Below are 22,458 nucleotides of genomic sequence, written 5' to 3'. Positions count from 1 at the left end.
AGAAGCTTGTGAAATATCGTATGAGATATATTCTTACGGCAAAGGATAATGACCACAAACTCCTGGTAGAATGGGTCAGAGGCAATTAGGAGAGGTTAGCTCCTAACGGACACTAAGGGTGTTGTCCACGAATATGAATGGATAAAGTGCCCTTAAACGGCAGAGATGATGCACGCCTGGTAAACTACAGTCAAGAATGGAAAGGTAACCTACAAGAGTTAGTTGGGTAACAGACATAGGTGTTACCCAACACAACGTGAGAGAGCTTGTCAGAGGTGGTAGAAGCCGTTGGAAAATAGAAAAAATATAATAAATGGGACCTTATACATATAACCAGTGTCTCTTTTGCCTTCACCGAGAATTGCTGTTAAATTGCCGGAACAGTTGCGGACACTACCGGTTGTGTGATAATATTCTATATGAAAACAGATATTGAGTTCGAAGAAGAATTACAAAACGCTCTTAAAGAGAACCGGTATCTGAAAGATACAATAGGGGCGATGCGAAAACAGCTTGAGTTCGCGCAATTTGACAAAGAGGACTCTATCAGAATGGCAACCAGGGCAGCCAGCGCTGAACTGTCGCAGCTTCAGGCTACCATTATAGAGCTGAGAAAAGAACTCCAGCGCGTAAGTCAGGAAAAGGATGAGCAGGTTCAGAAAACCGCTGCCACAATGACAGATGAGATAAAACAGATTAAAGCAATTGCTGCCAGAATGCGAGACGAAATGGAGTCAATGTCATTTGACTTCGAAAGACGCCTTGACGATGAGCGTGCGGCACATCGGGGCGAAGTCAATCACCTTCAAAAGACTATCCAGGCGCTTAGACAGGCATTAGAGGCCAAACACCGATTATGAAGAAAAACACAGACAATCCGCCATCTACCCATGACGTTGTGCAGACAAAACTGCATGAACTTGAGAGAAGCCTCAGACAGGCGGAGATGCTGCTTGGCATATCGCATAAGCTCGCCGCAATTGGCTCACTAGATGGGATTCTTGAGACATTTGTTAATATGGCCATCTATGAGCTTTCAGCCGAGCGCGGCTCTATTTTCCTCAACGACAGGGCCACAGGTGAACTGTACTCCATAGTGGCGCAGGGCGGCTTTAAGCGTCAGATACGTTTTCTCAACACCAGCGGCATCGCTGGCGATGTGTTTAAAATGTCTAAGGGCGTCATAGTCAATGACGCATACAAGGATAAGCGATTTAACCGTGAAATCGACCAGCAGACCGGCTTTAAGACCAGAAACATGGTATGCGTACCAATAGTTACGGGAAAGTCCGAGGTGCTTGGTGTTGTGCAGATTCTCAATAAACAAAACGGCAAGTTTGCCGTAGATGACATGAATCTGCTTGAGGCAATGACAACTCAGGCGGCCATAGTGTTGCAAACGGCTCAGTTCGTTGAGCAGATGCAGTGTTCCCGCGCCCAGGAGCTGGAATTTCTTGACATAGTGGCAGACATCACATCGGAGATTGAACTAAGCACACTGCTTCAGAAGGTAATGAGTGAGGCTACGAAGATGCTCCATGCCGAACGCTCCACGCTCTTTATCAACGATGCCAAGACCAACGAGTTATGGTCTATGGTAGGCGAGGGTATTGATGTTACCCAGATACGCTTCCCCAATCATTTGGGCATTGCCGGGGCGGTTTTCAAAAGCGGCAAGTCCGTAAACATTCCATATGCGTATGCAGACCTGCGCTTTAATCCTGCGTTTGACTATAAAACAGGGTTTTTCACGCGCTCTATACTCTGCACCCCTGTTGCGAACAAACAGGGCAAGGTAATCGGCGTAACACAGGTGCTGAATAAACGCGGCGGCCCGTTTACTGACGAGGATGAGTCCAGACTGAAGGCATTCACTGCCCAGATATCTATTGCCCTTGAGAATGCCAAGCTCTTTAATGACATTCAAAATATGAAGAACTATAATGAAAGTATGCTCCAAAGTATGAGTAACGGCGTCATCACACTTGACGAGGAAGGAAGGATAATCACGTGCAACGCCTCAGGGCTGCGCATATTAAAGACAGACATAAATCAGATAATCAGCAAAGAGACGGGCGCTTTTTTTACTGGACAAAACTCATGGATTGTAGATAAGGTCAGGCAGGTTGAGAACACCAGAAGCGCTGAGATAACCATGGACGCAGCGCTTGTTTTTAACGGGGAAAGCGTATCAGCAAACGTGACGGTGCTGCCTTTGGTAAGCAATGAAAAGAAAAAACTCGGTAATATGATAATACTTGAGGACATATCCGGCGAGAAGCGCATGAAATCTACTATGTCGCGTTACATGGACCCGGCACTGGCTGATCAACTTCTGGCCGGAGGTGAAGATATTCTGGGCGGCAAGAGTACGCAGGCCACGGTGTTATTTTCGGACATTCGCGGCTTCACCACATTTACAGAGGAACTGGGGGCGCATGGCACTGTTAGTCTCCTAAATGAGTATTTCACCCTTATGATGGAGTGTATCCAGGCCGAGGGTGGGATGCTGGATAAGTTCATAGGCGACGCCATTATGGCTGGCTTTGGCATCCCTATCCCGTATGAAGATAACGATGACAGGGCGCTGCGCTGCGCCATTGCGATGCTCAAGTCCCTGTGGCAGTGGAACACTAAACGCGCTGCCGACAGGAAAAAACCAATAGACATAGGCATCGGCCTCAACACAGATACCGTTGTCTCAGGGAATATTGGCTCGCCAAAACGCATGGATTTTACGATGATAGGAGACGGCGTCAATCTGGCCTCAAGGGTTGAATCTGCATGTAAACAGTACGGCGCAAGGATTCTCATCTCCGAAAACACGTACAACAAACTGCGCGGCATATATCAGATACGCGACATTGACGACGTCATAGTCAAGGGAAAGACAAAGGCCGTGAGGATATACGAAGTCCTAGATTACCATACTGAGACGACATTCCCATACCTCATGGAGGTAGTAGGCTACTTCAGAGAGGGACGCAAGTTATACCAACTGGGAGACTGGGACCGTGCGACGAGGGCATTCAAGGAGTCACTAAAGCTGCACACCGCTGATAAACTCTCAAAAATATATCTCGAACGCTGTGAACACCTGAAGGCCAATCCACCAGAAGGAGCATGGGACGGCATATGGACAATGACCTCGAAATAGATTCAACAGCTATATATTTAGGTGAACAGGAGGTTTAGCAAGGGATGGCCGACAAGGACATTGTACTTATCAACGAGAAGGTTAAAAGGGAAAGCGCATTTATCAGCCTTCTCTTATCGGAGCTTGAAAAGATAATCGTGGGGCAGAAATATCTCCTTGAGCGGCTGCTCGTGGGGATACTGGCAAACGGTCATGTGCTGCTTGAAGGGGTGCCTGGACTGGCTAAGACCACAGCAATTAAGGCCCTTGCTCAGGCGATTAAGACAGACTTCAGGCGTATCCAGTTTACACCCGACCTCCTGCCTGCCGACATCATCGGCACTCAGGTCTATAACCCAAAGGACGGGACATTTTCGACAAAAAAAGGGCCTGTGTTTTCTAATATCATCCTTGCCGATGAGATCAACCGCGCCCCAGCCAAGGTACAAAGCGCGCTGCTTGAGGCAATGCAGGAACGCCAGGTGACCATCGGCGACAACACCTATAAACTTAAAGAACCGTTCTTAGTCCTGGCAACTCAAAACCCTATCGAGCAAGAAGGCACGTACCCGCTGCCTGAGGCCCAAACCGACAGGTTCATGCTCAAGGTGAAAATGACATATCCAAATAAGGATGAAGAAAGGAAAATCCTCAGACGCATGGCCTTTACCTCTAGGGAGGTCAGGGCCTCTGCCGTCATAACCCCTGCCGATATTATGAACGCACGAATGGTCATAGATGAGGTCTATATGGACGAGAAAATAGAAAAATATATTGTTGATATAGTATTTGCCACAAGAGTGCCGCAGGACTATAAGCTTGGTGAGCTCTCAGGGCTTATCCAGTACGGGGCATCACCGCGCGCTACGATTTACCTTGCCCTTGCTGCAAAGGCATATGCCTTTATCCAAGGAAGAGGTTTTGTTACGCCGCAGGATGTTAAATCCATTGCCCCTGATGTCTTAAGACACCGTGTCATTGTAAGCTATGAGGCTGAGGCCGAGGACAAGACATCTGAGACAATCGTCAACCGCATACTCGAAGAAGTGGAAGTCCCCTAAAATTATAGGCCCATGCTTCCAACCGATGTAATTAAAAACATCCGCCGGGTGGAGATAAAGACACGCCGCATGGCAGCGGATTTCTTTACCGGCCACTACAGGAGCGTGTTCAAAGGCCGCGGCATGGAGTTTGACGAGGTGCGCCAGTACAGTCCCGGCGACGATATTCGCTCCATAGACTGGAATGTGACGGCGAGGATGGGTGAGCCGTTTATCAAAAAGTTCGTCGAAGAGCGTGAGCTTACAATAATATTCCTGCTTGACCTGTCGCGCTCCTGTGTCTTTGCCACTACCACGAGGCTAAAGCGGGATTTGGCCGCAGAACTCAGCTCTGTGCTTGCCCTCTCTGCCGTTAGAAATAACGACAAGGTAGGGTTTATCGCATTCACAGACAAGGTAGAAAAATATATACCGCCTGCCAAGGGCCTTAAGCACGTGCTGCGGGTGGTCAGAGAATCCCTGTATCTCAAGCCGCAAGGCAAGGGCACTGACATAGCGGCGGCCATAGAATATCTGAATAAAGTCAGCAGCCGGAGGGCTGTCGTGTTTATTATCTCAGATTTCCACGCCGCAAAGTACGCTAAGGCACTGTCAATTGCCAATAAACGACACGATGTTATAGCCGTAACGCTTACCGACCCCGTGGAACTGGCACTGCCCAATGTTGGGATTATCACGCTTGAGGACGCCGAGACAGGGGAACTATTTGTTGTTGATACATCAAGTGCTGCCGTAAGAAATCAGTACAGGGAGCAGGCCACAAGGATTTTTGAACAGCGCAAACGCCTCTTTACAGCAAGCGGCATTGACCACATAGAGATTACCACAGATGTGCCATATATTAAGACCCTGATAAGATTTTTCAGGATGAGAGAAAGGAGACTCAACCGCTGATTACATGGTGTTAAAGGCAGTACTGACTATATTTATGATTTATCTTACGGCAGGTGCGGCGGCAGGCGCCCCTGATAACGTAACCGTCTCGGTGTTTAAAAACACCGTTGCCATAGGTGAGAGATTTCTTTATTCGATAACCGTAAAAAATGCTAAAGACGTGGAGTTTCCCGTACCTGACGCCGATAACCTTACGCTTGTAAAGTCCACCCTTGTAACACGCGGTTTATTTAATAAGGAATACACCATGCAGTATGTGATGAGGGGATTTGTTCCGGGTGAATATGTCTTAAGCGGCTACAGGGTAAAGTATAAGGCTGCCGATATATCGAAAGAGCAGGACGTGCCCCCGGTTAACGTCACAATCCACAGCACGCTTTTTGATAACGATACGCTTGAGATAGCAGATATAAAAGGCCCTGAGGAGGACACGGGCAGGCATAACTTATATTTTATTATTGCAGCAGTGCTTCTAACGGCAGCCGTTGCTGCCCTGATTTATTACTTAGTAAAACGAAGGAAGGGGAAAAAAGCGCTGCCCCCGCCGCCGCGCCGCGCGCATGAAACCGCATATGAGGCGCTTCAGAGGCTGAAGGAAAAAAATCTCGACAAATCAGGGTTGATAAAAGAGTATTTTACAGAGCTTTCCTCCATTGTAAGATACTATATTGAAGACAGGTTCAAGCTCAAGGCCCCTGAGATGACCACAGAGGAGTTTTTGTTTATGGTAAGAGGCTCTGAGGAACTATCAGGGGCTCACAAGGAGCTGCTAAAGGATTTCCTGAACAGGTCTGATATGGTCAAATTTGCCAAATATGGGCCGTCCTTTGATGAGATTCAGGGGAGTTTTATCTCGGCGAAAAAGTTTATAGATGAGACGAGGGAGTTCCCTTAGAATGCCCGGAATATTAGATTATATATGTTAGATTATATCAGAGGTCTGCCGTTATTGGACGGGGCTTTTTTGTTTTATGACCCATTGGTACTGCTATTAATCCCCATAGTGTTAGGCTTGTTTGCTCTGAGGTTAAGAAATACATCCATACCCGCTCTCAGGTTCTCAACGAGTGAGCTTTTAGCAGGTATCCCGGCGACATTCAGGGCAGCGGCTTCAAAGTATGTGGTGATATTAAGGATTCTTGCCGTTGTCCTGGTGGTTATTGCCCTTGCAAGACCGCAAAAACGGCTTGAAGAGACCACGGTTGAGACAAAAGGCATAGACATAGCCCTTGCCGTTGATTTATCGACGAGTATGTTTGCAGAGGATTTTTCATACAAAGGCAAGCGGCAAAACCGGCTTGATGCCGTAAAGGAAGTGGTGAGGGATTTTATAAAGAATCGACACGGCGACAGAATCGCAATGGTGGCCTTTGCCGGGAGGGCATATACGGCAAGCCCGCTTACGACAGACTATAACTATCTGCTTGAGAATCTGAAAAGAATCTACATCGGGATGCTTGAAGACGGCACGGCCATAGGAAACGGCCTCGCCGCAGCCCTCAACAGGATAAAGGACACAAAGGCATCATCAAAGGTAGTTATACTGCTCACTGACGGCAGAAACAACATTGGGACAATCTCTCCAATGACGGCAGCCGAGGCCGCACGGGCGCTGAACATCAGGGTCTACACGATTGGCGCAGGCTCCAAAGGCCCTGCCCCATATCCAGTGAAAGATGTCTTTGGCAATACCGTCTACCAGGAGGTTGAAATTGACGTAGACGACAACACACTTACTGATATAGCAGTGCTTACCGGCGGGCAGTATTTCAGGGCAACGGACTTCGATTCGTTAAAAAAAATATACGCTGAAATAGATAAACTTGAAAAGACACAGTTTGAGGAAAAGCGTTTTTTTGAGTACACGGAGTATTTTCACTATTTTTTGAACGCAGCCCTTGTGCTGCTTTTGCTTGAGGCAGGGCTAAGGACGACAGTTCTGAGGAGGATACCGTGAGGTTTGGGAATCTTCAGGCGGTGCATCTCTTATGGGCGGCGGCGGTAATGGCGGTGTTTTATGTAATTGCATTTAGGCTCAGCAAGAAGGCGCTGCACAGGTTTGCCGGTGCGGGTCTGTCAGACGAATTAACTATGGGGTTGAGCCGGACCAGGCAGTTCTATAAAGCTGCCATGCTTATAGCAGCGGTGTTTTTGTGTGTGGCGGCGCTGATGAGACCTCAGTGGGGGTTTCATCTTGAGGAGGTCAGGCATCGCGTGTCAGACATACTTATAGCCATAGATACGTCTAAGAGTATGCTTGCCGCCGATGTCAAACCCAACCGGCTTGCACGCTCTAAGTTTGCCGTAATTGACTTAATTAAAAAGCTCAGGGGTGACCGAATCGGGCTGATTGGATTTGCCGGTAAGTCATTTTTATTTTCGCCGCTGACGGTTGACTATAACGGTTTTATGCTTGCCTTAAATGACCTCAGCGTAAACTCTATACCGGTTGGAGGCACGAACATAGCAACTGCCATCGACGAGGCCTTAAATATTTACAAAGACAATCCATCGAAGGACAAGACACTGATACTAATAACCGACGGCGAAGACCTTGAGGGCAATGCGCTTGGCGCTGCTCAAAGGGCAAAGGACGCCGGGATGAGGATATATACAGTTGGAATTGGCACACCAGAAGGAGAACTCATCCAGGTGACAGATGAAAAAGGCAGTGCACAGTTTTTAAGAGACAGCGGCGGCAATATGGTAAAATCGCGGCTTGATGAGGGCATGTTGGAGAAAATTGCCTTAACCACAGGTGGAAGCTATGTCAAAGCGGGCAGCGCTGAGGTTGGCCTTGAACTCATCTATGACCAAAAACTCTCCCATGCCGATAAGCAGGAGATGGAAGAGAAAATGCAGCGGCGCTATAACGAGCAGTTCCAGTACCCGCTTGCCCTTGCCCTGATTTTATTAATGATAGAAACCCTTATGCCCGAGAGGAAACGGACAAGATGAAGGGTGCCGTTATTAAAATTATGGTCATGTTAATGGCGGTCATGATGGTCTGCGCGGCTGAGGCCGGTATATTTGAAAACCCGTTTAGCGAAGGCAATCGTCTGAACAAGGAAGGGAAATATGACGAGGCAATAAAAAAATATGGCGAGGCACTGAAGAAGACCCCTGAGTCAGACACAGTCAATTATAACATCGGCACTGCCTACTACAACAAGGGGGATTATCAGAAGGCACTTGAGCATTTTACAAAATCCATGTCAACAAAGAATCCTGCTATCGAGACACGCTCAAACTACAACGCTGGCAACTCCCACTATATGGCAGGAAAATCCCTTGAAGAAGAAAATCCCACAGCGGCCATCGCTTCATACGAGAATGCCCTGCAATACTTCAAACGTGCTATCGAACTAGATGATACAGACTCTGATGCAAGGCGTAACTACGAGATTACAAACAAGAAAATCAGGCAGCTCAAAGAAAAACCAAAGAATCAAAAACCCCAAAAGAATAAAGACGACAAGAAGGAAAACAAGAAAGACGACAAGGACAAAGATAAGAACAAAGATAAGGATAAGGACAAAGACAAGGATAAAGCCAAAGATAAAGACAAAAAAGGGCATGGCAAGGACGCCAGCGACCCTGCGAAGAGTACACCAACGCCAGGCCCTGAAAAAACACAGGAGATGAAAGGCCCATCCCCTCAGTCAATGTCCAAAGAAGAGGCAGATATGCTCCTTGAAGGGCTGAAACAGGACAACATCCCCCGCAGCATGATTGACGGGAAAAAGGGCGGTTATCCGGACGTACAGAAGGACTGGTAAATGATACTGAGAGTAAGGTACGACAGGACTCAAACAGTTTCTCACCAACGAAAAAGTGGTATTGACAATGTGGGCAGCTTTAGTTCCTGCCTCCTGCAACACAGAATAATTCTTGCATTTTTGGCAGGGATAGCGATAAAATGCACCGGGCAGCAAATGAGCGGAATAACCGAATATTTTGAAAAAATGAAAGGCACATCTAAGTCACCGCCTATGGCCAGCATAAGTGAGATCATATGGTCGTGGATAGGCGCGTTTTGCGGTATTGGGGTGGTGGCATTTATAAATTTTAATATTTTTGAGGGCACTGAGAGGTTGATGATAGTGGGTTCGTTTGGTGCATCTGCCCTGCTTCTTTACGGTACACCTAAGGTACCAATGGCTCAACCGAGAAATCTGCTGGGGGGACATATGCTTTCAGCACTTATCGGCGTGGTCATATATCAGGTACTTCACAGTCATATGTGGCTGGCCTCAGCCATTGCCGTCTCAACTGCAATTGTACTCATGCACGCAACGAAGACCCTGCACCCGCCGGGCGGCGCTACCGCACTAATTGCTGTTATAGGGGGGAAAAATATCCACGACCTCGGCTTTTTCTATGTGCTGGTGCCAGTTGGGGCCGGGGCTGCCTTTATGCTTGTTATTGCCCTTCTTATCAATAACATACCTAAGAGCCGCAGATATCCTGAATTCTGGATTTAGCCTGCCCTCTTGCAGTGATTTGCTGCATAAAATAATTTCCCAAACCACAGCCGGATGACGAAAGTAATTGACAAAATAAAGGATTTGTTATATCATAAAATTCTAAACAATTGAATTATGGAGGTAGTGGTATTATGACATTGAAGCGTGTCGTGAGGGTGTTAATGTTAATCGCCATAATTGCTATGATGGTCGTCTCATTGGCTGGTTGTGGTTTTGTAGCCGACGGGCCATTGGGCTGGGTCTATACTGACACCACCATGCCGGTGAGTATGGGAACGGCACAAAATGGGACAAAGGCAGGAAGGGGTTGTATTCATTCGTTTTTTGGGGCAATTTCAATCGGCAATGCCAGTATTGAAACGGCTATGAAAGATGGAGGTATCAAAACTGTCTATACCGTTAATAAAGAAAATCTCAGCATATTTGGCACCTATACACGCCAGTGTACGCTTGTGGCTGGTGAATAGAGCACTTTACTAAAACTGGAGGTGATAATATGTCAACAGGTAAGACAATGACAGATGAATCCCCAAAGAGCCGCATGATTGCCCTGTTGCTGTGTTTTTTGACAGGATGGCTTGGCGGGCACAGGTTTTATTGCAATAAGGTCGGCACTGGAATCGTAATGGCATTGACGATGGGTGGTTTTGGTTTATGGTATTTCGTCGATTTGGTTATGATTTCTCTGGGGTCGTTTAAGGACAAGGACAATTTGCCAATAATTAAATGGTAGGAGTAATGCAGCTCAGCCAGGGCGAACGGAAAGTTCGCCCTATAGTTTTGCGGAGTAATACATACATGTTAGAACTAAACCGGACAGATTATAAATGAATGTGCCGATGCAGCCGAGCGTCCGTCTTGCTATGGGCGCACTAATATTAGCAGCGAGCGCGGTTATATCGATTGTTTTAAAGAGCGGCTGGCCGTTGATGGTCGTGTTGGCAGTAATGCTTGTGGTGAGGCCGAGGTGGTGGACGGTGTTAATACTGGGCTTTACCTTTACGGTATTTTTAAACAGTGGATGGCCGCTTTTGGGGTCGCTGTTTTTTATTGCAACGTGTAAACCAAAAAGGTGGTGGCCGATACCGGCGGGGATAGCCTTTGGCCTTGTGGAAGTGCTTTCGTTCTATTTGTCTGACAGGCCAGTGGGGATAACGAGGGGTTATACGGCTTTGGGTTCGATGGCCGAGGCGCTCATCTACCCTGACCATGCAAATAAGGTAAGCTACTGGGGCATTTACGAGCCGGTAATAGACTGGACAATGGCCCTGATACTTGGAACTACGATAGGTAGTTTTTTATCGGCAAGGTATTCGGGGGATTTTAAGCTGAACACTGTGCCATACTTATGGAGTTTTTCTAAGGGCAGCTCTACAGCGAGGCGGTGGATTTGGGCATTTACTGCCGGAGTAATGATGGGATTTGCGGCAAGAATAGCCGGCGGCTGCGTCAGTGGACTTCTGATTTCAGGGGTGATTCAATTAGCCCCGGCCGGGTTTATTTTTATGATGTCGTTGTGGGTAGGCGGCGTGGCTACGACGTTCTTATTTTACAGGTCAAGGGTTATAGCGGTAAGAAAGGACTAATATGATAGAGTTAATTACGTTTAATGAATTTTTAGGCAGGTTAGCGCAGACATTTGACGCCTCTACAATTGAGGCAGTTAAGGGACCGACGAGCCTTTACGGCGGGTTGATTTTGGGGTTATTGTTTGGCATTGTCTTACAGAAGGCCCGGCTTTGCAAATATGACATCGTAAGCGGGTTGTTCAGACTTCAGGATTTTACCGTGTTTCGTGTAGGTACGCCTATTTTGATGGTGTCGGTCGTACTTATTTTTATATTTAAAGATACAGGGGTTTTCGAGCTTCACGTGCCGAAGACAGTGATAGTGCCTCAGATAATAGGAGGGCTGCTATTTGGCGCTGGGATTGCGATAATGGGTTATTGCCCGGGGACTGCAGCCGGGGCGCTTGGAGAGGGTTCACTTGACGCTATCCCCTCAATCTTAGGGATGATATCCGGGGCGGTGCTATATGCCGAATTTTTCCATGACTCATGGGAGAATACCTTCTTAAAGTGGGGGGCAGTAGGAGGCAAGACCTTCTTTGAGATACTTAACATAAACCACTGGTACCTTATCGTGCTGTTTTTGCTGATGCTGACAATGTTTTTAATCGCTACAACTATGTTTGATATTTTTATAGTGTTCTTACGCAGGACATTTAACCTGTTTATGGAATTGACTGACGCCCTTGAGGAGAAAGTTCCTCCGGCAACAAAACCATATGCCGTATCGACGCTTGAGACCGTCAGGAAGTTCAGGCAAAACCTGCGCGACCTGTTTAAATGACGATATATCTATACGTATTGGTGTATTTTGCCTAAATCCTTCAGTGAACGGCAATGTATTGCGCAAAAGAAGTAGAATCAGGAATCGGCAAATTATCCTCTAACAATCCATGCACGTGTAATTCAATTGCTTCATAAATGTTACGCTCTACATCTTCAAAAGTGGCGCCAGTAGCGATACAACCCGGTAAGTCAGGCGAATACGCCGAATAGTTGTCGTTTGCCTTTTCTATAACGACTAAAAAGCGATGCATCTATTTTACCTCCTTCAGTTTTGATTGCTTCATGATACTGTTCAACGTCCCAGGCGCTAGATCATCATTATCATGACCGGCAATGGTAACTCTACCTTTAGCATGTTTGTATTGGCGATGACTGCCTCTGGTAACTACCCGATACCAGCCATCAGCCTCTATCAATTTTATTATATCACGAACTTTCATCATTTTCTATTCATACCTTGTCACATTGCTCATAAACTCGGTTGCCGAAATTACCATAAATCGGTATAATTATACAACAATATTTAAAACATAGAGGGTGAATATGACTACCGACGATATATACGATATCCTGCACGAGACTGATCATGTCGTTCTGAGTAAAATAATTAATGGAGGGACGGCATTTCTTGACCCTCACGAACGGCTCATCTATGAGAGAATAGCCAAACATGCAAAGAAGATTGGCTGGACACATGAACGGGTTATATGGGCGATGCAGCGGGTTATGGAGCAGCAATAATTATGTCTTCATCTGAAATAACTCAAGTTTTACGCATCTCTGCGTGTCTATCTTAGGTTTAAATCTCTCATCACCTCTCATACCGGCTATCCATACTATATCTCCTCCTGAGAGAACCAACGGAATGGAGTCACGAGCGTCCTTTGGCACCTTGTCATCGACAAAAAAATCCTGAACCTTTTTTCTCTTGCCAAACCCCACAGGATAAAAGTAATCTCCATCCAAACGCCCCCTCACGGTCAGTGGATATTTAAGCCTGTCAGCATCGACAATTATGCAAAGTTTATTTTCACCGCCTTGGGTCTCATCTGTCAGCGCTGCCCTTAGCACAACTTTGGCCTCTTTGATAACCAACTCACCGGGTACAGATAGGGCATATGTATTTATTCTGGCTGGTTTTTCTTCTGTCGTTATAGTCAAAATGGAATAGCCTTTTATAGCCCTTATCCCATTAGGTAAATCAATCGAGGCACCGGCTGATGCGTTGTTAACCAGCGTAATAATGTCGTCGATATGAACAGCCCCTATGCCCTTCATGGTCTCAACAGAACCAAGTGCGGTCTTTAGCACCCTTCTGAGGATTGTCTTTTCTATGGTTTGCAGCGGCGAAAGAAATAATTCTAATCTGCGGTCTGTCCTGCGGCTTATCAGGGTCATAGTTTTTTTTATCGCGATCCTCTCGATGTAACTATCTTCACCCCTTATGATGTCAGCGTTTCTTGCTAATGTATCCACAATGTTTGGGTTATAGGTTTTTAGCATAGGCAGGAGCGACAGGCGTACCTTGTTACGCATATACTTTTGCGTCAGATTAGAGGAATCCGTGATAAACTTCACACCAAGCGATTCAAGGAAGTTTTCTATATCCACCCTTGATGTCTCAATCAGCGGTCTGATTATCTTTCCCCTGACAGGGGGAATACCTCCAAGACCTGCCAGTGAGCTTCCCCTTATGAAATGCAGCAGGACGGTCTCGGCCTGGTCGTCCTTGTTATGACCAATGGCAATCCTTGCGGCCTTGCGCTCGTAGGCAATCTTCTCAAGGATTTCATACCGGAGTTCTCTTAAAGTATCCTGTGTGTTAGCAATTATCTTCGGGGGGAGTGATATTTGTTCCTCGCAAAATGAAACTCCAAGCCCTTTACACAGATTTGCACAAAACTCAATTTCATGCGGCGTCTCAGTCGGCCTAAGCCCATGGTCTATGTAGACGGCATATAGGTTCAGGTCCATATCAAGCGCCTTCAGGCAATGGAGCAATGTGACAGAATCCGCCCCGCCCGACAACCCGACCACGACGGTATCACCGTCGTGAAGCATCGAGTATTTAGCAATTGTACCTTTAATTTTATCCAATAACAATATTAAATCCAGCCACCAGCTCTACGAAAAACTCTTTATAGCGTCGGTTTCTGTTTCATATATATTAAACACCTTTGTGAATCCGGCCAGTTTAAATATCTTCATCACATTGTCAGTTAAGCCGCACAAGCGCAGTTCCCCGCCAACAGCCTTTAAATCTTTCGCCGTCCCAAGAAGCACCCTCAGCCCGCCGCTGCTTATATAGTCTGAACCAGATAAATCAATGACTATCTTGTGCTTACCTCCTGTGATGACATTCTTTATTTCCTTCTCAACCAACGGGGCTGCAACCGTATCTATACGTCCACTTACTATGACTACTGCGATTTCACCGCTTTGCTGCCTTATTGATATATTCATAGTTCCTCCTTATTGTTTATTAAAACCTTCATATTTTAATATCATTAATGTAATATCGTCAAACTGCGGCTGTTCACCAGTGAATTTCTTTAGCTCTGCGTTTATCAGCTCGACAAACTCTTTTATTGGTTTATCATGGTTTTCGAGAATCAGGCGGTTGAGCCTTTCCTCGCCGAACTCCTCATCTTTTTCATTAATAGCCTCGGTAACTCCATCTGTGTACATGAGGATAAAATCGCCGCTTTGCATTGTAATCACCCCTTTGTCAAAAGTGATGCCATCCTCCAAAATCCCAACGACAATGCCGCCGCACTCCAGTGGTATAAGCTCTGCCGTTGTTTTTTTGTATAACATCGGCGGGTTATGCCCACCGTTAGCGAACTCTACTACGCCGGTCTCTGTATCTAAAATGCCGTAAAAGACTGTAACAAACATGTTGACGTTGTTATCTTTTGCCAGCTTGCCGTTAACATTAAAGACTATCTCATCGGGAGATAATCCAACAATAGTCTGCGCCTTTAACAAAGTCATGGTCATTGCCATGAACAATGACGCAGGGACGCCCTTGCCAGAGACATCAGCTATGATAAAACACAGGTGTGTGTCATCGATAAAAAAGAAGTCATAGAAGTCCCCTCCTACCTCCTTCGCAGGCATAATTGCAGCAAACAGGTCAAGCTCTGTCCTGTCGGGAAATGGCGGGAATAATTTTTGTAAAAAACTCATTTGAATATCGTGGGCGATTTTTAGTTCGCTCTGTATTTGTTCTTTTGCCCGTGTGGCCTCTGTCAGTTCTCTGATGTATTCCTTGAGGGCGGTCTTCATATAGATAAAGGAGTTTGTAAGTTCTCCAACTTCGTCTTTGTTCATGGCATGAGGCATCTCTATATCAAGATTGCCCCTGGCTATGTCTTTTGTGGCAGCGGCAAGCCTTCTCAGCGGGCGTGTTATCGAAATAGAAATAGAAGCGATAAAAATGGAAAGAATCAACAGCCCTGCAACTGGCATTATGCTCATTGTTTTATGCACAGCAATAATATCAGCAAGCAGCTCATCATCGGGCACGATTAGCCCAAGCGACCAGCCCTCGGACTTCAGCGGCATATAAAACAACCACAACTTTTGGGGTTTGTTTCCATTGTTCAGGCCAAAGCCGTCGATTTGTTTAAATCCAGTCTCGCCTCTTATCATGGCCTTGCCTATGTCGCGCAGATTCTTGTCTTGCCTGGTTTCGGCGATGCTGAATATACTCTCGTTCATTATTAGTTTCTTATCTGGATGTGTAACAATGGTGCCGTTTCTTGAGATGAGAAAGGCATATCCTGTCTTGAACATCTTCACAGTGGCAACAGTATCGTGCAGCCAGTTCAGGTCAACATCGGTTGCTGAGACACCGATAAAGCGCTCTCCGGCAGCGTCCTCCCTAAACGGTACACTGTATGTTGCCTCAAATATTTCGGCGTCAGGGTCAAAATATGGTTCGCTCCAAATCGGCTTTCCCAGTTCCATTGGGATTTGATACCAGTCCTGGTTAAGATAATTGTCTTTTTCACCGCCCAGGAGCTTATATACTATAGTATCATCTTTTCTGTAATAATATGGGGCATAGTGTTGTAGGTCTTTATCGATAGTATGAGGTGCGTAGGCAAGTGTTGCACCGTATATCTCATGATTATGTTCCACTATCTGACGCAGTCTCGCATTTATGTATTCCTTTGTTTCATCAATACTTTCGAGGAACCTGACACTGTTTTGATTGACGCGCTCAACAATCAGAAGCACACCCTCTATTTTGTTTACGGCTATCTCAGCAATGTGTCTTGCGTTGTCTTCGGCGTTTCTTAAGATTATTTTCCTTGTCAGCTCATAGTTATACTTAAAGACCAGGGCAAATATCAACGTGCTGCCAGTAAGGAGCAAAAAGATGAACTTAAATGTTATGCCTCTATTTTTTAACACAGTTTTTATAAAACGAATCGAATGGTGTTACTGTTTCACCGTCGGCCTTGAGTTCAGCTGCGGTGCGTTCATAGTCCTCTTGCCGTAATATACCTGTTTGGGCAGTATCATTGTCAGGGATTATCAAATCCTTCATTTTAGAAAACATCCATTTCTGATGTGCCTTGTTCGATGGGACATGTGCTTTAATCATATATTTCATCACAATATCGACGGCCTCATCGGGATGTGCAAAGGCATAGAGCCACCCCTCGACAGATGCACGCACGAAGGCGCAGCACAGTTCAGGGTCTGCCACCCACCTGTCCTCAGAGACATACAGGCCGTCTTCAGGGAAGTTAATGCCGTAGTCATAGAAAGAAAGCGTTGTAAGTTCCTCCGGGTCAACCCCTGAGTTCAGTATCGTATGGTATTCGTTATACAGCATTGCAGAGACAGCGTCAACTGCCCCGTGCATGAAGAGGTTCACAGTCTCGGACTGGTTAAGCAGTTTTACTGTAAGCTTATGTTTTTTTATAAAGGCCAGGCCCTGAACAGAGGCATCCCCGTCCCATAGGCTTATCTTTTTACCGTTTAAGTCCTGCGGCGTGACGATGCCGCTCTTTTTTTTGGCAACCAGCATCTGAGAGGTACGCCTGACGATTTGGGCGATGTTGAGCAGTTTTTGGCCCCCTGCCCGTGCCCTTAGAGCGGTTGAAAGCCACATGGAGGCGAAGTCAGCCTTGCCATTTTCAAGCAGCGCGGTTACCTGGTCATCTGGGCCACCGGTAATAATCTTTAAATCAATGCCATGCTTTGTATATATACCCTTTTCAAGCGCCACATAATAGCCGACAAACTGCGCCTGAGGAAGCCACTGCGTGGCAAAAGACGCAGCTTTCAGCCCGGCCTCGCCGTAGACTACCTGCGCGGCAGCTGCCTGAACCACAAGCAAAACCGCAAGCGCAAGTAAATACCTTATCTTAGTGATTAGCCTGTCTCCTCAAAATCTCAAATGAACTCAGATATATAGTAACATATCCGGGCAACAAATCAAATGTCTACTTCAGAAGATGTCAAAATCTCTATAAAACAAGGCTACAAGCCAGTCTTTGAGGTTTTTAGGTACGAAATATTCGATAAGTAGAATTTATGTAATTTTCATAGCTCCAGACTAAAAATACCTTTTTATATCGTTAATTCAATAACATACAGCTGTTTTGCAAAATTCAAAAAAACTACAATTTTGTATGATACTACAATATTGTAGCTTTTTTGACCAAAAATCGCGTATTTTGCAAGCCATGCGAATAGGAGAATAGCGTATTTACTGGGTTTAAAGGGCATTCATGCGAATTTCAATTATATATATAAGGCGTAAAATAACTAAGGCGTAAAACAACCTACAGGAGGAGAAATGGAAGATACATGTTGGATAAAGGATGAACGCGGGAGATTTCGCGGGAGAAGGCCGGGCTGCAAGATGGAGAAGGGTTCCAGCGGCATGTTACGCGTTAGTGATTCAACGGCTGATAATACCCAGAGAGATGTCGTCGAGTCAAATCTAACCGATATGGATAGAAGAATACGGGAAATAATGAACAAACCTGCATCTGAAAGGACAAAGGAAGAGAATGAAATTTTAAATAAATTTATACATGACAAGGCTGCTGAGATATCGCAACCGTGGAAAGATGGTCTTCTGTCAGCATCACTTGCCGCACTATTAGGCGCTAATAGCGCAGCGGCAATTGCCACTGCTCTGGCATCGGGAGTAGCAGTGGACGAAATTATGAAATATGCCAATGAGAAATTTGGCAAATGGGGGGCTATTGGTCTGACGCTTGCTGCGATTATATTAACAGCGGCGAAAGTAAAATATGACGCCAAGTCAGCGGCGAAAGCTGAAAAAAAGGCCGCTGAAGCAATAGCAGAAAGAAAGGCAGCTACTGAAGCTGAGAAAAAAGCCGCTGAAGAGTCTGCAAAGACAAAAGAAAAACTTGGCAAAATATATGACGAAACCGCAAACAACAGTGCTTTGTCCAAGTCTGATGCAGAAAAGGAAGCAACTAAGATAAAGACTGGAGATATAAAGGCTAAAGGTGCAAAGACATTGAACGAGCAAGCTGAAAAAGCAGGCTCCTCAACAAGATTCGATGGATATACAACAGAGGCTACACAGGATAGAATTGAACACTCAATGCGTGGACATTCTGACGCTAAAGTAGAAATCGCCAAAGAAAGGGAGGCACGCGGCGATAAAGTAAGTCCGATGGATAAGATTCCCGAGGAATACGTTAAAGGAAAAGGTGGCAAGCACAATGTGCCTTTGACAAAGGAGGATTATCAAAAGATAGAAGAGTATCGTAATCAGGCGGTTAATGCTAAAAGCCCTGCAGAGGGCAGAGTCGTGTTTCAATCGAAAAAAGGGGAAAAAGATTTTGAAACGGTTGACTTTCAGGTAAGACGAAAAGATGGGGTTATACATGAGATTTATAAGGTCGACCCTGTTAACAAGAAATTGAAATTTGTGACAATGTATAAAGAAACAGAAAAAGTACCACCAGCATATAGATAAACAAAGGAGGTTAATAACTACAAAAGTATATACGTTTGTTGCCTTGTTTGTGTATACTAAATAAAGTTACTAATAAGGAGGATGGCTATGATTTTTAATAAGAAGGCTATAGACATATTTTGGGTTAACTGCGGCGGAATGATACTTAGGGAATATAGAGACTATGAGGTTGGGGATACGTTTTCCAGCGCGTTAACTTTCAGTGATATTCAAATGGAGCCGTCTAAAAGTGTGACAAAGTCACTTAAGAGAGTTGACATAGGTCTTTATGAGGGAGTAGGCAGAATCTTTGCACTAGACAGCTGGGGAGATTATCCAAAATTGGGATTTGATTGTGGCATATACGCCTTCTCAAGCCATAGTAAACTTCCTGAGGGCATAGAGAGTGGCTCGTATGTGAAGATGCAATTTTATCCTGTATTTGATGAGGAGCGACATTCTCAGCTTAGCATAAATGGTGAACCGATTTGGAAGGTTATCCCAGGCATGATTTACGACTGGAAAGTGAAAGATATACTGATCGAGATAGAAGAGGAAATTGGAAAAAAGAACTTCGCAAAACTACCTGTTGCTTATACTTCTTCTAAAGGGGAAATATATAAACGCATTAGCGGAACCAATGCGTATGAGGACTGTGGAGAAAATTTCAATACCAGCTATATTTTGATATGTGAGATGCTGTAAGACAACAATATGATAACCTTTTTCAGGCTCCCTGATCCAAAACTGTTCCATTTGTGCTGAGGGGCGGGCTAAGACAGCTGTTTTACAGGGTTTCCCCCGCCCCATCTTTTTACAGTAACAAAATCCCAAATTACAACAGGAGGTTACAAACGATGGGCAACAAAGTCATGTCAGACAGTTACTCTGAGGCGCTTTCATATGTGATTACTTCTCAGGCTCAGGCTCTGGAAGATAAGAACAAGTCCGGTGCATTTATTGCCTTGTTTTTACAAAGTGTAAACAACAAATACGGCGAGGCAGGCCTGAAGCTGGTTATCGAAGCAATCAAACATGAGCTGCCACCTGATGCACTGCAAAAGTTGGGCAATAAACAAGAGTTTAATATGTCAATGCCCAATCCGCCGCGTAAACAATCCTCACTCATACAGCGTATCAGGAATAACATGAAGAGACTGCCTTAAGGCGCGCGATTTACCGGTTCCTATTAAACGATGAGATTAAGACAAGAATCCGATCCTGTGTAATAATCCCAGGGTCAACGATGAAGTTTTCTACATAATGGAAAACACTACGGCCTCATCACCCTGAGTAACCGTAAACCCAGCAATTGTCCTGACACCTGCCATCAAGCCGGTCAGTCTTCCCTCTGCCGGTGTTGAGCGCATTCGGAGTTGCAATGTGCCGTCAACACCGGCTAGCAATTCAATAAACATCTCTCTTAATTTTGTAGGCCTGCTACATAATTGTAGCAATATTTGCCAAAAATCCCGGTTTTTCTGTTTTCTACAACTGGGGGGCTATAGTCCTGCCACCTGAGACACTGCAAAAGTTGATTGGTGTCACCCCAAAAAGCTGGTACGACAATTGCATATAAAAACATGAGTGATGGTAATTAGAACGATTATGTCGGCGAGCTGACCTGTACCGTATGTGTCAATGCGAAAACGGCAGCCAATAAATTGACGGTCAGATGACCAATGGAGTGTGATTATGCGGTATTATAAGGCGTACATAGTTATTTGTTTATTAGTATTACTGACAAGCTGCTCCACTACACGCGAAGTGAAACAAATCATCCCACCACCCGAAATAATTGAACCTGCCCCGGTTGAAGACCCTTATGATGTCATGGAAAAAAATGTCCCCAATCTCTCTAAGGTCTATATCGGCAAGGACTATAAATTTGGCTCTAACCCCGACAAGAATGTTGAGGCAGACTGCTCCCACCTCGTATGCGCTATAGCCAGAAACAGCCTCATCGGCACCAAATACGAGTTTAAACCCTACTACTACCCTTCGTGGAAGATATATGAAAATACCTATGAAATCGAAAAATCTGAAACCAGACCCGGAGATATCGTCTTCTTCAAAGACCTGCAAAAGAAACAAAACCATCTCGGCCTTATCACTAAGATAAAAGACGACACTGTATATTTTGTCCAGGCATCATCGTCCTCCGGCGTCATAGAACGCTCAACAAAGTCCGAGAGCTGGATTTACTATTGGAAGAAAAGATTTGATTCCTTCAGACGTTGGAAACTAGAGGTTTTCGAGGAGAAAAAGACTAAAGGCTATGAAGTTAATGCGGGCAGAGAAACCTCCACTCTGATACAGTGATTTAACCCTTAACAGGTGGTTTAACCCTCATCAATAATATAAACCCTATGATGAAAAACAGTGAAATCGACACAATTGCCGGTCGCTGGCTCTTGAAATATGCCGATGTCATGCCGAATATCAACGGCCCCAGTATGGCCGATGTCTTTCCTATCATCGAGTAGACGCCAAAGTACTCTGACTCCCGGCCCTGCGGTATAAATCCGGCAAAAAACGCCCGCGATGCCGCCTGCACCGTCCCAAGCCCCAACCCCGCCGTCGTTGCAACAACAAAAAACTCTGACTTCGCCGTTACAAAATATGACACTATCGCCACAGCACTCCACAACACCAGCGATATGGCGATTACCTTCTTCGGCCCCCACACATCAATCGGCTTTGCCATTATCATCGACCCCGCAAAGGCCGTCACCTGCACCGTCATAAATAAATATATCAGTTCTGAGTTGGTAAAATTCAGTGTTGCCGCAGCAAATATGCTTGAGAACACTATGACTGTATTCGTACCGTCTTCATATATAAAATATGAAATAAGAAACCTCCTCAGCTCCCGTTCTCTTAACAATTCCCTGAGCGAGCCAAAGAGCCGCGAGGCATTGTACATGGCAGCCTTAACAAATCCCTTTCCATTCAGGGTTGTCTTATTATCAGACGGTAAATTAACAAATGCCGGCAAGGCAAATAGAAAAAATATTATCCCTACAAGCGGCCATACAAGACTTAACTGGTCTGATTTAACAAGCGGTAATGACAATATCAAAGCCGTAAACGACCCAATATACCCTAGCCCAAACCCCCATGCCGAGACCCTTCCCTGATGTGACCTTTGTGCTATCACCGGCAGGTATGAGTTATAAAACACTAACCCGCCCTCAAAGCCAATATTCGCTGCTACTATCAACAAAAACCCCACGAACACCATCCCTGCCTCAAGCGCAGACATCAGCACCACTGAGAGAATCGCCACCATCGAATAGCCGATTAGAAATCTTTTTCGAGTACCGCCGTAATCAGCTATGCCGCCCAAAAACGGTGAGCTAAGAGCCACAAACGCCATGCTCAGGGAGATCGCCCTACCCCACCACAAATCCCCAATACCGGCATCGTTGCCTACTATGACATTGACATAGTAAACCGGAAATATGACCGTAGCAATTATCGCAGAGTACGATGAGTTAGCAAAATCATACAAACACCAACTGAAGATTTCCTTGCTGAACAGACGGCTGGCCGTTTTCACAGCCTG

Annotated in this window: 26 protein-coding genes; 18 read left to right on the top strand and 8 right to left on the bottom strand. The window is 45.5% G+C overall.

Translation table 11 applies throughout. The features are described from left to right. The first annotated feature begins 419 nt into the window (after window positions 1-419). The 13 genes from ASN18_RS15720 (at window position 420) to ASN18_RS15660 (ending at window position 11,930) form a co-directional block, all read left to right on the top strand. Window positions 420-860: a hypothetical protein gene (locus ASN18_RS15720; RefSeq protein WP_157073048.1), complete on the top strand. Its 441-nt coding sequence runs from the start codon at window positions 420-422 to the stop codon at window positions 858-860. After that, complete coding sequence (locus ASN18_RS15715; protein WP_085053730.1) at window positions 857-3,157, top strand: GAF domain-containing protein; 2,301 nt, start codon at window positions 857-859, stop codon at window positions 3,155-3,157. Before ASN18_RS15720 ends, ASN18_RS15715 begins: the two co-directional genes overlap by 4 nt. Window positions 3,158-3,201: 44 nt before the next feature. Next, a complete protein-coding gene (locus tag ASN18_RS15710; protein ID WP_085053729.1) occupies window positions 3,202-4,197 on the top strand; it encodes an AAA family ATPase in 996 nt (331 codons plus the stop codon). A 12-nt stretch (window positions 4,198-4,209) separates the two neighbouring features. Continuing rightward, a complete protein-coding gene (locus ASN18_RS15705) occupies window positions 4,210-5,091 on the top strand; it encodes a DUF58 domain-containing protein (RefSeq protein ID WP_085053728.1) in 882 nt (293 codons plus the stop codon). Window positions 5,092-5,095: 4 nt separating this feature from the next. Then, window positions 5,096-5,986, top strand: a complete 891-nt coding sequence (locus tag ASN18_RS15700) for a hypothetical protein (RefSeq protein ID WP_085053727.1) — start codon at window positions 5,096-5,098, stop codon at window positions 5,984-5,986. Between the two features lie 24 nt (window positions 5,987-6,010). Then, on the top strand, window positions 6,011-7,048 hold the full coding sequence (locus tag ASN18_RS15695) for a vWA domain-containing protein (RefSeq protein WP_085053726.1): 1,038 nt from the start codon (window positions 6,011-6,013) through the stop codon (window positions 7,046-7,048). Then, window positions 7,045-8,049, top strand: coding sequence for a vWA domain-containing protein (locus ASN18_RS15690; RefSeq protein ID WP_085053725.1), 1,005 nt, complete (start codon window positions 7,045-7,047; stop codon window positions 8,047-8,049). The genes ASN18_RS15695 and ASN18_RS15690 overlap by 4 nt, the downstream gene beginning before the upstream one ends. Further along, on the top strand, window positions 8,046-8,870 hold the full coding sequence (locus ASN18_RS15685; protein ID WP_085053724.1) for a tetratricopeptide repeat protein: 825 nt from the start codon (window positions 8,046-8,048) through the stop codon (window positions 8,868-8,870). Before ASN18_RS15690 ends, ASN18_RS15685 begins: the two co-directional genes overlap by 4 nt. Then, a complete protein-coding gene (locus ASN18_RS15680) occupies window positions 8,871-9,575 on the top strand; it encodes an HPP family protein (RefSeq protein ID WP_236861820.1) in 705 nt (234 codons plus the stop codon). A gap of 134 nt (window positions 9,576-9,709) precedes the next feature. Continuing rightward, a complete protein-coding gene (locus ASN18_RS15675; RefSeq protein WP_085053723.1) occupies window positions 9,710-10,045 on the top strand; it encodes a TRL-like family protein in 336 nt (111 codons plus the stop codon). A gap of 29 nt (window positions 10,046-10,074) precedes the next feature. Next, the gene (locus ASN18_RS15670) at window positions 10,075-10,311 is read left to right on the top strand and encodes a TM2 domain-containing protein (protein WP_236861819.1); all 237 of its coding nucleotides are present in this window, start codon (window positions 10,075-10,077) and stop codon (window positions 10,309-10,311) included. A 106-nt stretch (window positions 10,312-10,417) separates the two neighbouring features. Then, window positions 10,418-11,164: a YeeE/YedE thiosulfate transporter family protein gene (locus tag ASN18_RS15665; RefSeq protein WP_236861818.1), complete on the top strand. Its 747-nt coding sequence runs from the start codon at window positions 10,418-10,420 to the stop codon at window positions 11,162-11,164. Window position 11,165: 1 nt separating this feature from the next. After that, window positions 11,166-11,930, top strand: coding sequence for a YeeE/YedE thiosulfate transporter family protein (locus ASN18_RS15660; protein WP_085053721.1), 765 nt, complete (start codon window positions 11,166-11,168; stop codon window positions 11,928-11,930). Window positions 11,931-11,970: 40 nt separating this feature from the next. Here ASN18_RS15660 and ASN18_RS15655 read toward each other — a convergent pair whose 3' ends face one another. Together ASN18_RS15655 and ASN18_RS15650 are read right to left on the bottom strand one after the other, a co-directional pair. After that, window positions 11,971-12,183, bottom strand: a complete 213-nt coding sequence (locus tag ASN18_RS15655) for a type II toxin-antitoxin system HicB family antitoxin (protein ID WP_085053720.1) — start codon at window positions 12,181-12,183, stop codon at window positions 11,971-11,973. Next, window positions 12,184-12,372: a type II toxin-antitoxin system HicA family toxin gene (locus ASN18_RS15650; protein WP_085053734.1), complete on the bottom strand. Its 189-nt coding sequence runs from the start codon at window positions 12,370-12,372 to the stop codon at window positions 12,184-12,186. Window positions 12,373-12,475: 103 nt separating this feature from the next. Here ASN18_RS15650 and ASN18_RS15645 point away from each other — a divergent pair, with 103 nt between their 5' ends. Continuing rightward, on the top strand, window positions 12,476-12,673 hold the full coding sequence (locus ASN18_RS15645; RefSeq protein WP_085053719.1) for a hypothetical protein: 198 nt from the start codon (window positions 12,476-12,478) through the stop codon (window positions 12,671-12,673). On the opposite strand, the gene tilS is transcribed toward ASN18_RS15645, so the two are convergent. From tilS to ASN18_RS15625, 4 genes are read right to left on the bottom strand one after another with little or no spacing between them, the layout of a single operon-like run. After that, complete coding sequence (tilS, locus tag ASN18_RS15640) at window positions 12,674-14,029, bottom strand: tRNA lysidine(34) synthetase TilS (protein WP_085053718.1); 1,356 nt, start codon at window positions 14,027-14,029, stop codon at window positions 12,674-12,676. It abuts the gene before it with no gap. A gap of 27 nt (window positions 14,030-14,056) precedes the next feature. Further along, a complete protein-coding gene (locus ASN18_RS15635; protein WP_085053717.1) occupies window positions 14,057-14,395 on the bottom strand; it encodes an STAS domain-containing protein in 339 nt (112 codons plus the stop codon). A 9-nt stretch (window positions 14,396-14,404) separates the two neighbouring features. Beyond that, on the bottom strand, window positions 14,405-16,354 hold the full coding sequence (locus tag ASN18_RS15630) for a SpoIIE family protein phosphatase (RefSeq protein WP_085053716.1): 1,950 nt from the start codon (window positions 16,352-16,354) through the stop codon (window positions 14,405-14,407). Then, on the bottom strand, window positions 16,341-17,282 hold the full coding sequence (locus ASN18_RS15625; protein WP_236861816.1) for an ABC transporter substrate-binding protein: 942 nt from the start codon (window positions 17,280-17,282) through the stop codon (window positions 16,341-16,343). The genes ASN18_RS15630 and ASN18_RS15625 overlap by 14 nt, the downstream gene beginning before the upstream one ends. 468 nt (window positions 17,283-17,750) lie before the next feature. Here ASN18_RS15625 and ASN18_RS15620 point away from each other — a divergent pair, with 468 nt between their 5' ends. The 3 genes from ASN18_RS15620 to ASN18_RS15610 all read left to right on the top strand — a co-directional run bounded on the left by ASN18_RS15620 (window position 17,751) and on the right by ASN18_RS15610 (window position 20,056). Next, window positions 17,751-18,911, top strand: coding sequence for a hypothetical protein (locus ASN18_RS15620; protein ID WP_085053714.1), 1,161 nt, complete (start codon window positions 17,751-17,753; stop codon window positions 18,909-18,911). An 87-nt stretch (window positions 18,912-18,998) separates the two neighbouring features. Then, entirely contained in the window at window positions 18,999-19,595 is a 597-nt protein-coding gene (locus ASN18_RS15615; protein WP_085053713.1) for a hypothetical protein, read from the top strand. Window positions 19,596-19,747: 152 nt separating this feature from the next. Further along, window positions 19,748-20,056 carry a hypothetical protein gene (locus ASN18_RS15610; protein WP_085053712.1) on the top strand — a complete coding sequence of 103 codons (309 nt, stop codon included), beginning with the start codon at window positions 19,748-19,750 and terminating at the stop codon, window positions 20,054-20,056. 90 nt (window positions 20,057-20,146) lie between these two features. Here ASN18_RS15610 and ASN18_RS17325 read toward each other — a convergent pair whose 3' ends face one another. Then, the gene (locus ASN18_RS17325; protein ID WP_306689120.1) at window positions 20,147-20,347 is read right to left on the bottom strand and encodes a D-alanyl-D-alanine carboxypeptidase; all 201 of its coding nucleotides are present in this window, start codon (window positions 20,345-20,347) and stop codon (window positions 20,147-20,149) included. A 238-nt stretch (window positions 20,348-20,585) separates the two neighbouring features. Between ASN18_RS17325 and ASN18_RS15605 the strand changes: the two genes are divergently transcribed. Beyond that, window positions 20,586-21,212, top strand: a complete 627-nt coding sequence (locus ASN18_RS15605) for an NlpC/P60 family protein (RefSeq protein ID WP_085053711.1) — start codon at window positions 20,586-20,588, stop codon at window positions 21,210-21,212. Between the two features lies 1 nt (window position 21,213). Here ASN18_RS15605 and ASN18_RS15600 read toward each other — a convergent pair whose 3' ends face one another. Then, window positions 21,214-22,452: an MFS transporter gene (locus tag ASN18_RS15600; RefSeq protein WP_085053710.1), complete on the bottom strand. Its 1,239-nt coding sequence runs from the start codon at window positions 22,450-22,452 to the stop codon at window positions 21,214-21,216. Window positions 22,453-22,458: the final 6 nt, after the last annotated feature.

This window comes from Candidatus Magnetominusculus xianensis, assembly GCA_001541255.1.
Lineage (GTDB): Bacteria > Nitrospirota > Thermodesulfovibrionia > Thermodesulfovibrionales > Magnetobacteriaceae > Magnetominusculus > Magnetominusculus xianensis.
This window is presented reverse-complemented; position numbering and strand designations above follow the sequence as displayed.

What these genes read in the sequence shown, in the direction of transcription:
- ASN18_RS15615 (WP_085053713.1), top strand. Translation starts at nt 18,999, where the DNA reads ATGATTTTTAATAAGAAGGCTATAGACATATTTTGGGTTAACTGCGGC.
- ASN18_RS15720 (WP_157073048.1), top strand. Translation starts at nt 420, where the DNA reads ATGAAAACAGATATTGAGTTCGAAGAAGAATTACAAAACGCTCTTAAA.
- ASN18_RS15620 (WP_085053714.1), top strand. Translation starts at nt 17,751, where the DNA reads ATGGAAGATACATGTTGGATAAAGGATGAACGCGGGAGATTTCGCGGG.
- ASN18_RS15660 (WP_085053721.1), top strand. Translation starts at nt 11,166, where the DNA reads ATGATAGAGTTAATTACGTTTAATGAATTTTTAGGCAGGTTAGCGCAG.
- ASN18_RS15655 (WP_085053720.1), bottom strand. Translation starts at nt 12,183, where the DNA reads ATGCATCGCTTTTTAGTCGTTATAGAAAAGGCAAACGACAACTATTCG.
- ASN18_RS15685 (WP_085053724.1), top strand. Translation starts at nt 8,046, where the DNA reads ATGAAGGGTGCCGTTATTAAAATTATGGTCATGTTAATGGCGGTCATG.
- ASN18_RS15670 (WP_236861819.1), top strand. Translation starts at nt 10,075, where the DNA reads ATGTCAACAGGTAAGACAATGACAGATGAATCCCCAAAGAGCCGCATG.
- ASN18_RS15710 (WP_085053729.1), top strand. Translation starts at nt 3,202, where the DNA reads ATGGCCGACAAGGACATTGTACTTATCAACGAGAAGGTTAAAAGGGAA.
- ASN18_RS15700 (WP_085053727.1), top strand. Translation starts at nt 5,096, where the DNA reads ATGGTGTTAAAGGCAGTACTGACTATATTTATGATTTATCTTACGGCA.
- ASN18_RS15680 (WP_236861820.1), top strand. Translation starts at nt 8,871, where the DNA reads ATGATACTGAGAGTAAGGTACGACAGGACTCAAACAGTTTCTCACCAA.
- ASN18_RS15675 (WP_085053723.1), top strand. Translation starts at nt 9,710, where the DNA reads ATGACATTGAAGCGTGTCGTGAGGGTGTTAATGTTAATCGCCATAATT.
- ASN18_RS15645 (WP_085053719.1), top strand. Translation starts at nt 12,476, where the DNA reads ATGACTACCGACGATATATACGATATCCTGCACGAGACTGATCATGTC.
- ASN18_RS15610 (WP_085053712.1), top strand. Translation starts at nt 19,748, where the DNA reads ATGGGCAACAAAGTCATGTCAGACAGTTACTCTGAGGCGCTTTCATAT.
- ASN18_RS15665 (WP_236861818.1), top strand. Translation starts at nt 10,418, where the DNA reads ATGCAGCCGAGCGTCCGTCTTGCTATGGGCGCACTAATATTAGCAGCG.
- ASN18_RS15695 (WP_085053726.1), top strand. Translation starts at nt 6,011, where the DNA reads ATGTTAGATTATATCAGAGGTCTGCCGTTATTGGACGGGGCTTTTTTG.
- ASN18_RS15715 (WP_085053730.1), top strand. Translation starts at nt 857, where the DNA reads ATGAAGAAAAACACAGACAATCCGCCATCTACCCATGACGTTGTGCAG.
- ASN18_RS15705 (WP_085053728.1), top strand. Translation starts at nt 4,210, where the DNA reads ATGCTTCCAACCGATGTAATTAAAAACATCCGCCGGGTGGAGATAAAG.
- ASN18_RS15605 (WP_085053711.1), top strand. Translation starts at nt 20,586, where the DNA reads ATGCGGTATTATAAGGCGTACATAGTTATTTGTTTATTAGTATTACTG.
- ASN18_RS15650 (WP_085053734.1), bottom strand. Translation starts at nt 12,372, where the DNA reads ATGAAAGTTCGTGATATAATAAAATTGATAGAGGCTGATGGCTGGTAT.
- ASN18_RS15635 (WP_085053717.1), bottom strand. Translation starts at nt 14,395, where the DNA reads ATGAATATATCAATAAGGCAGCAAAGCGGTGAAATCGCAGTAGTCATA.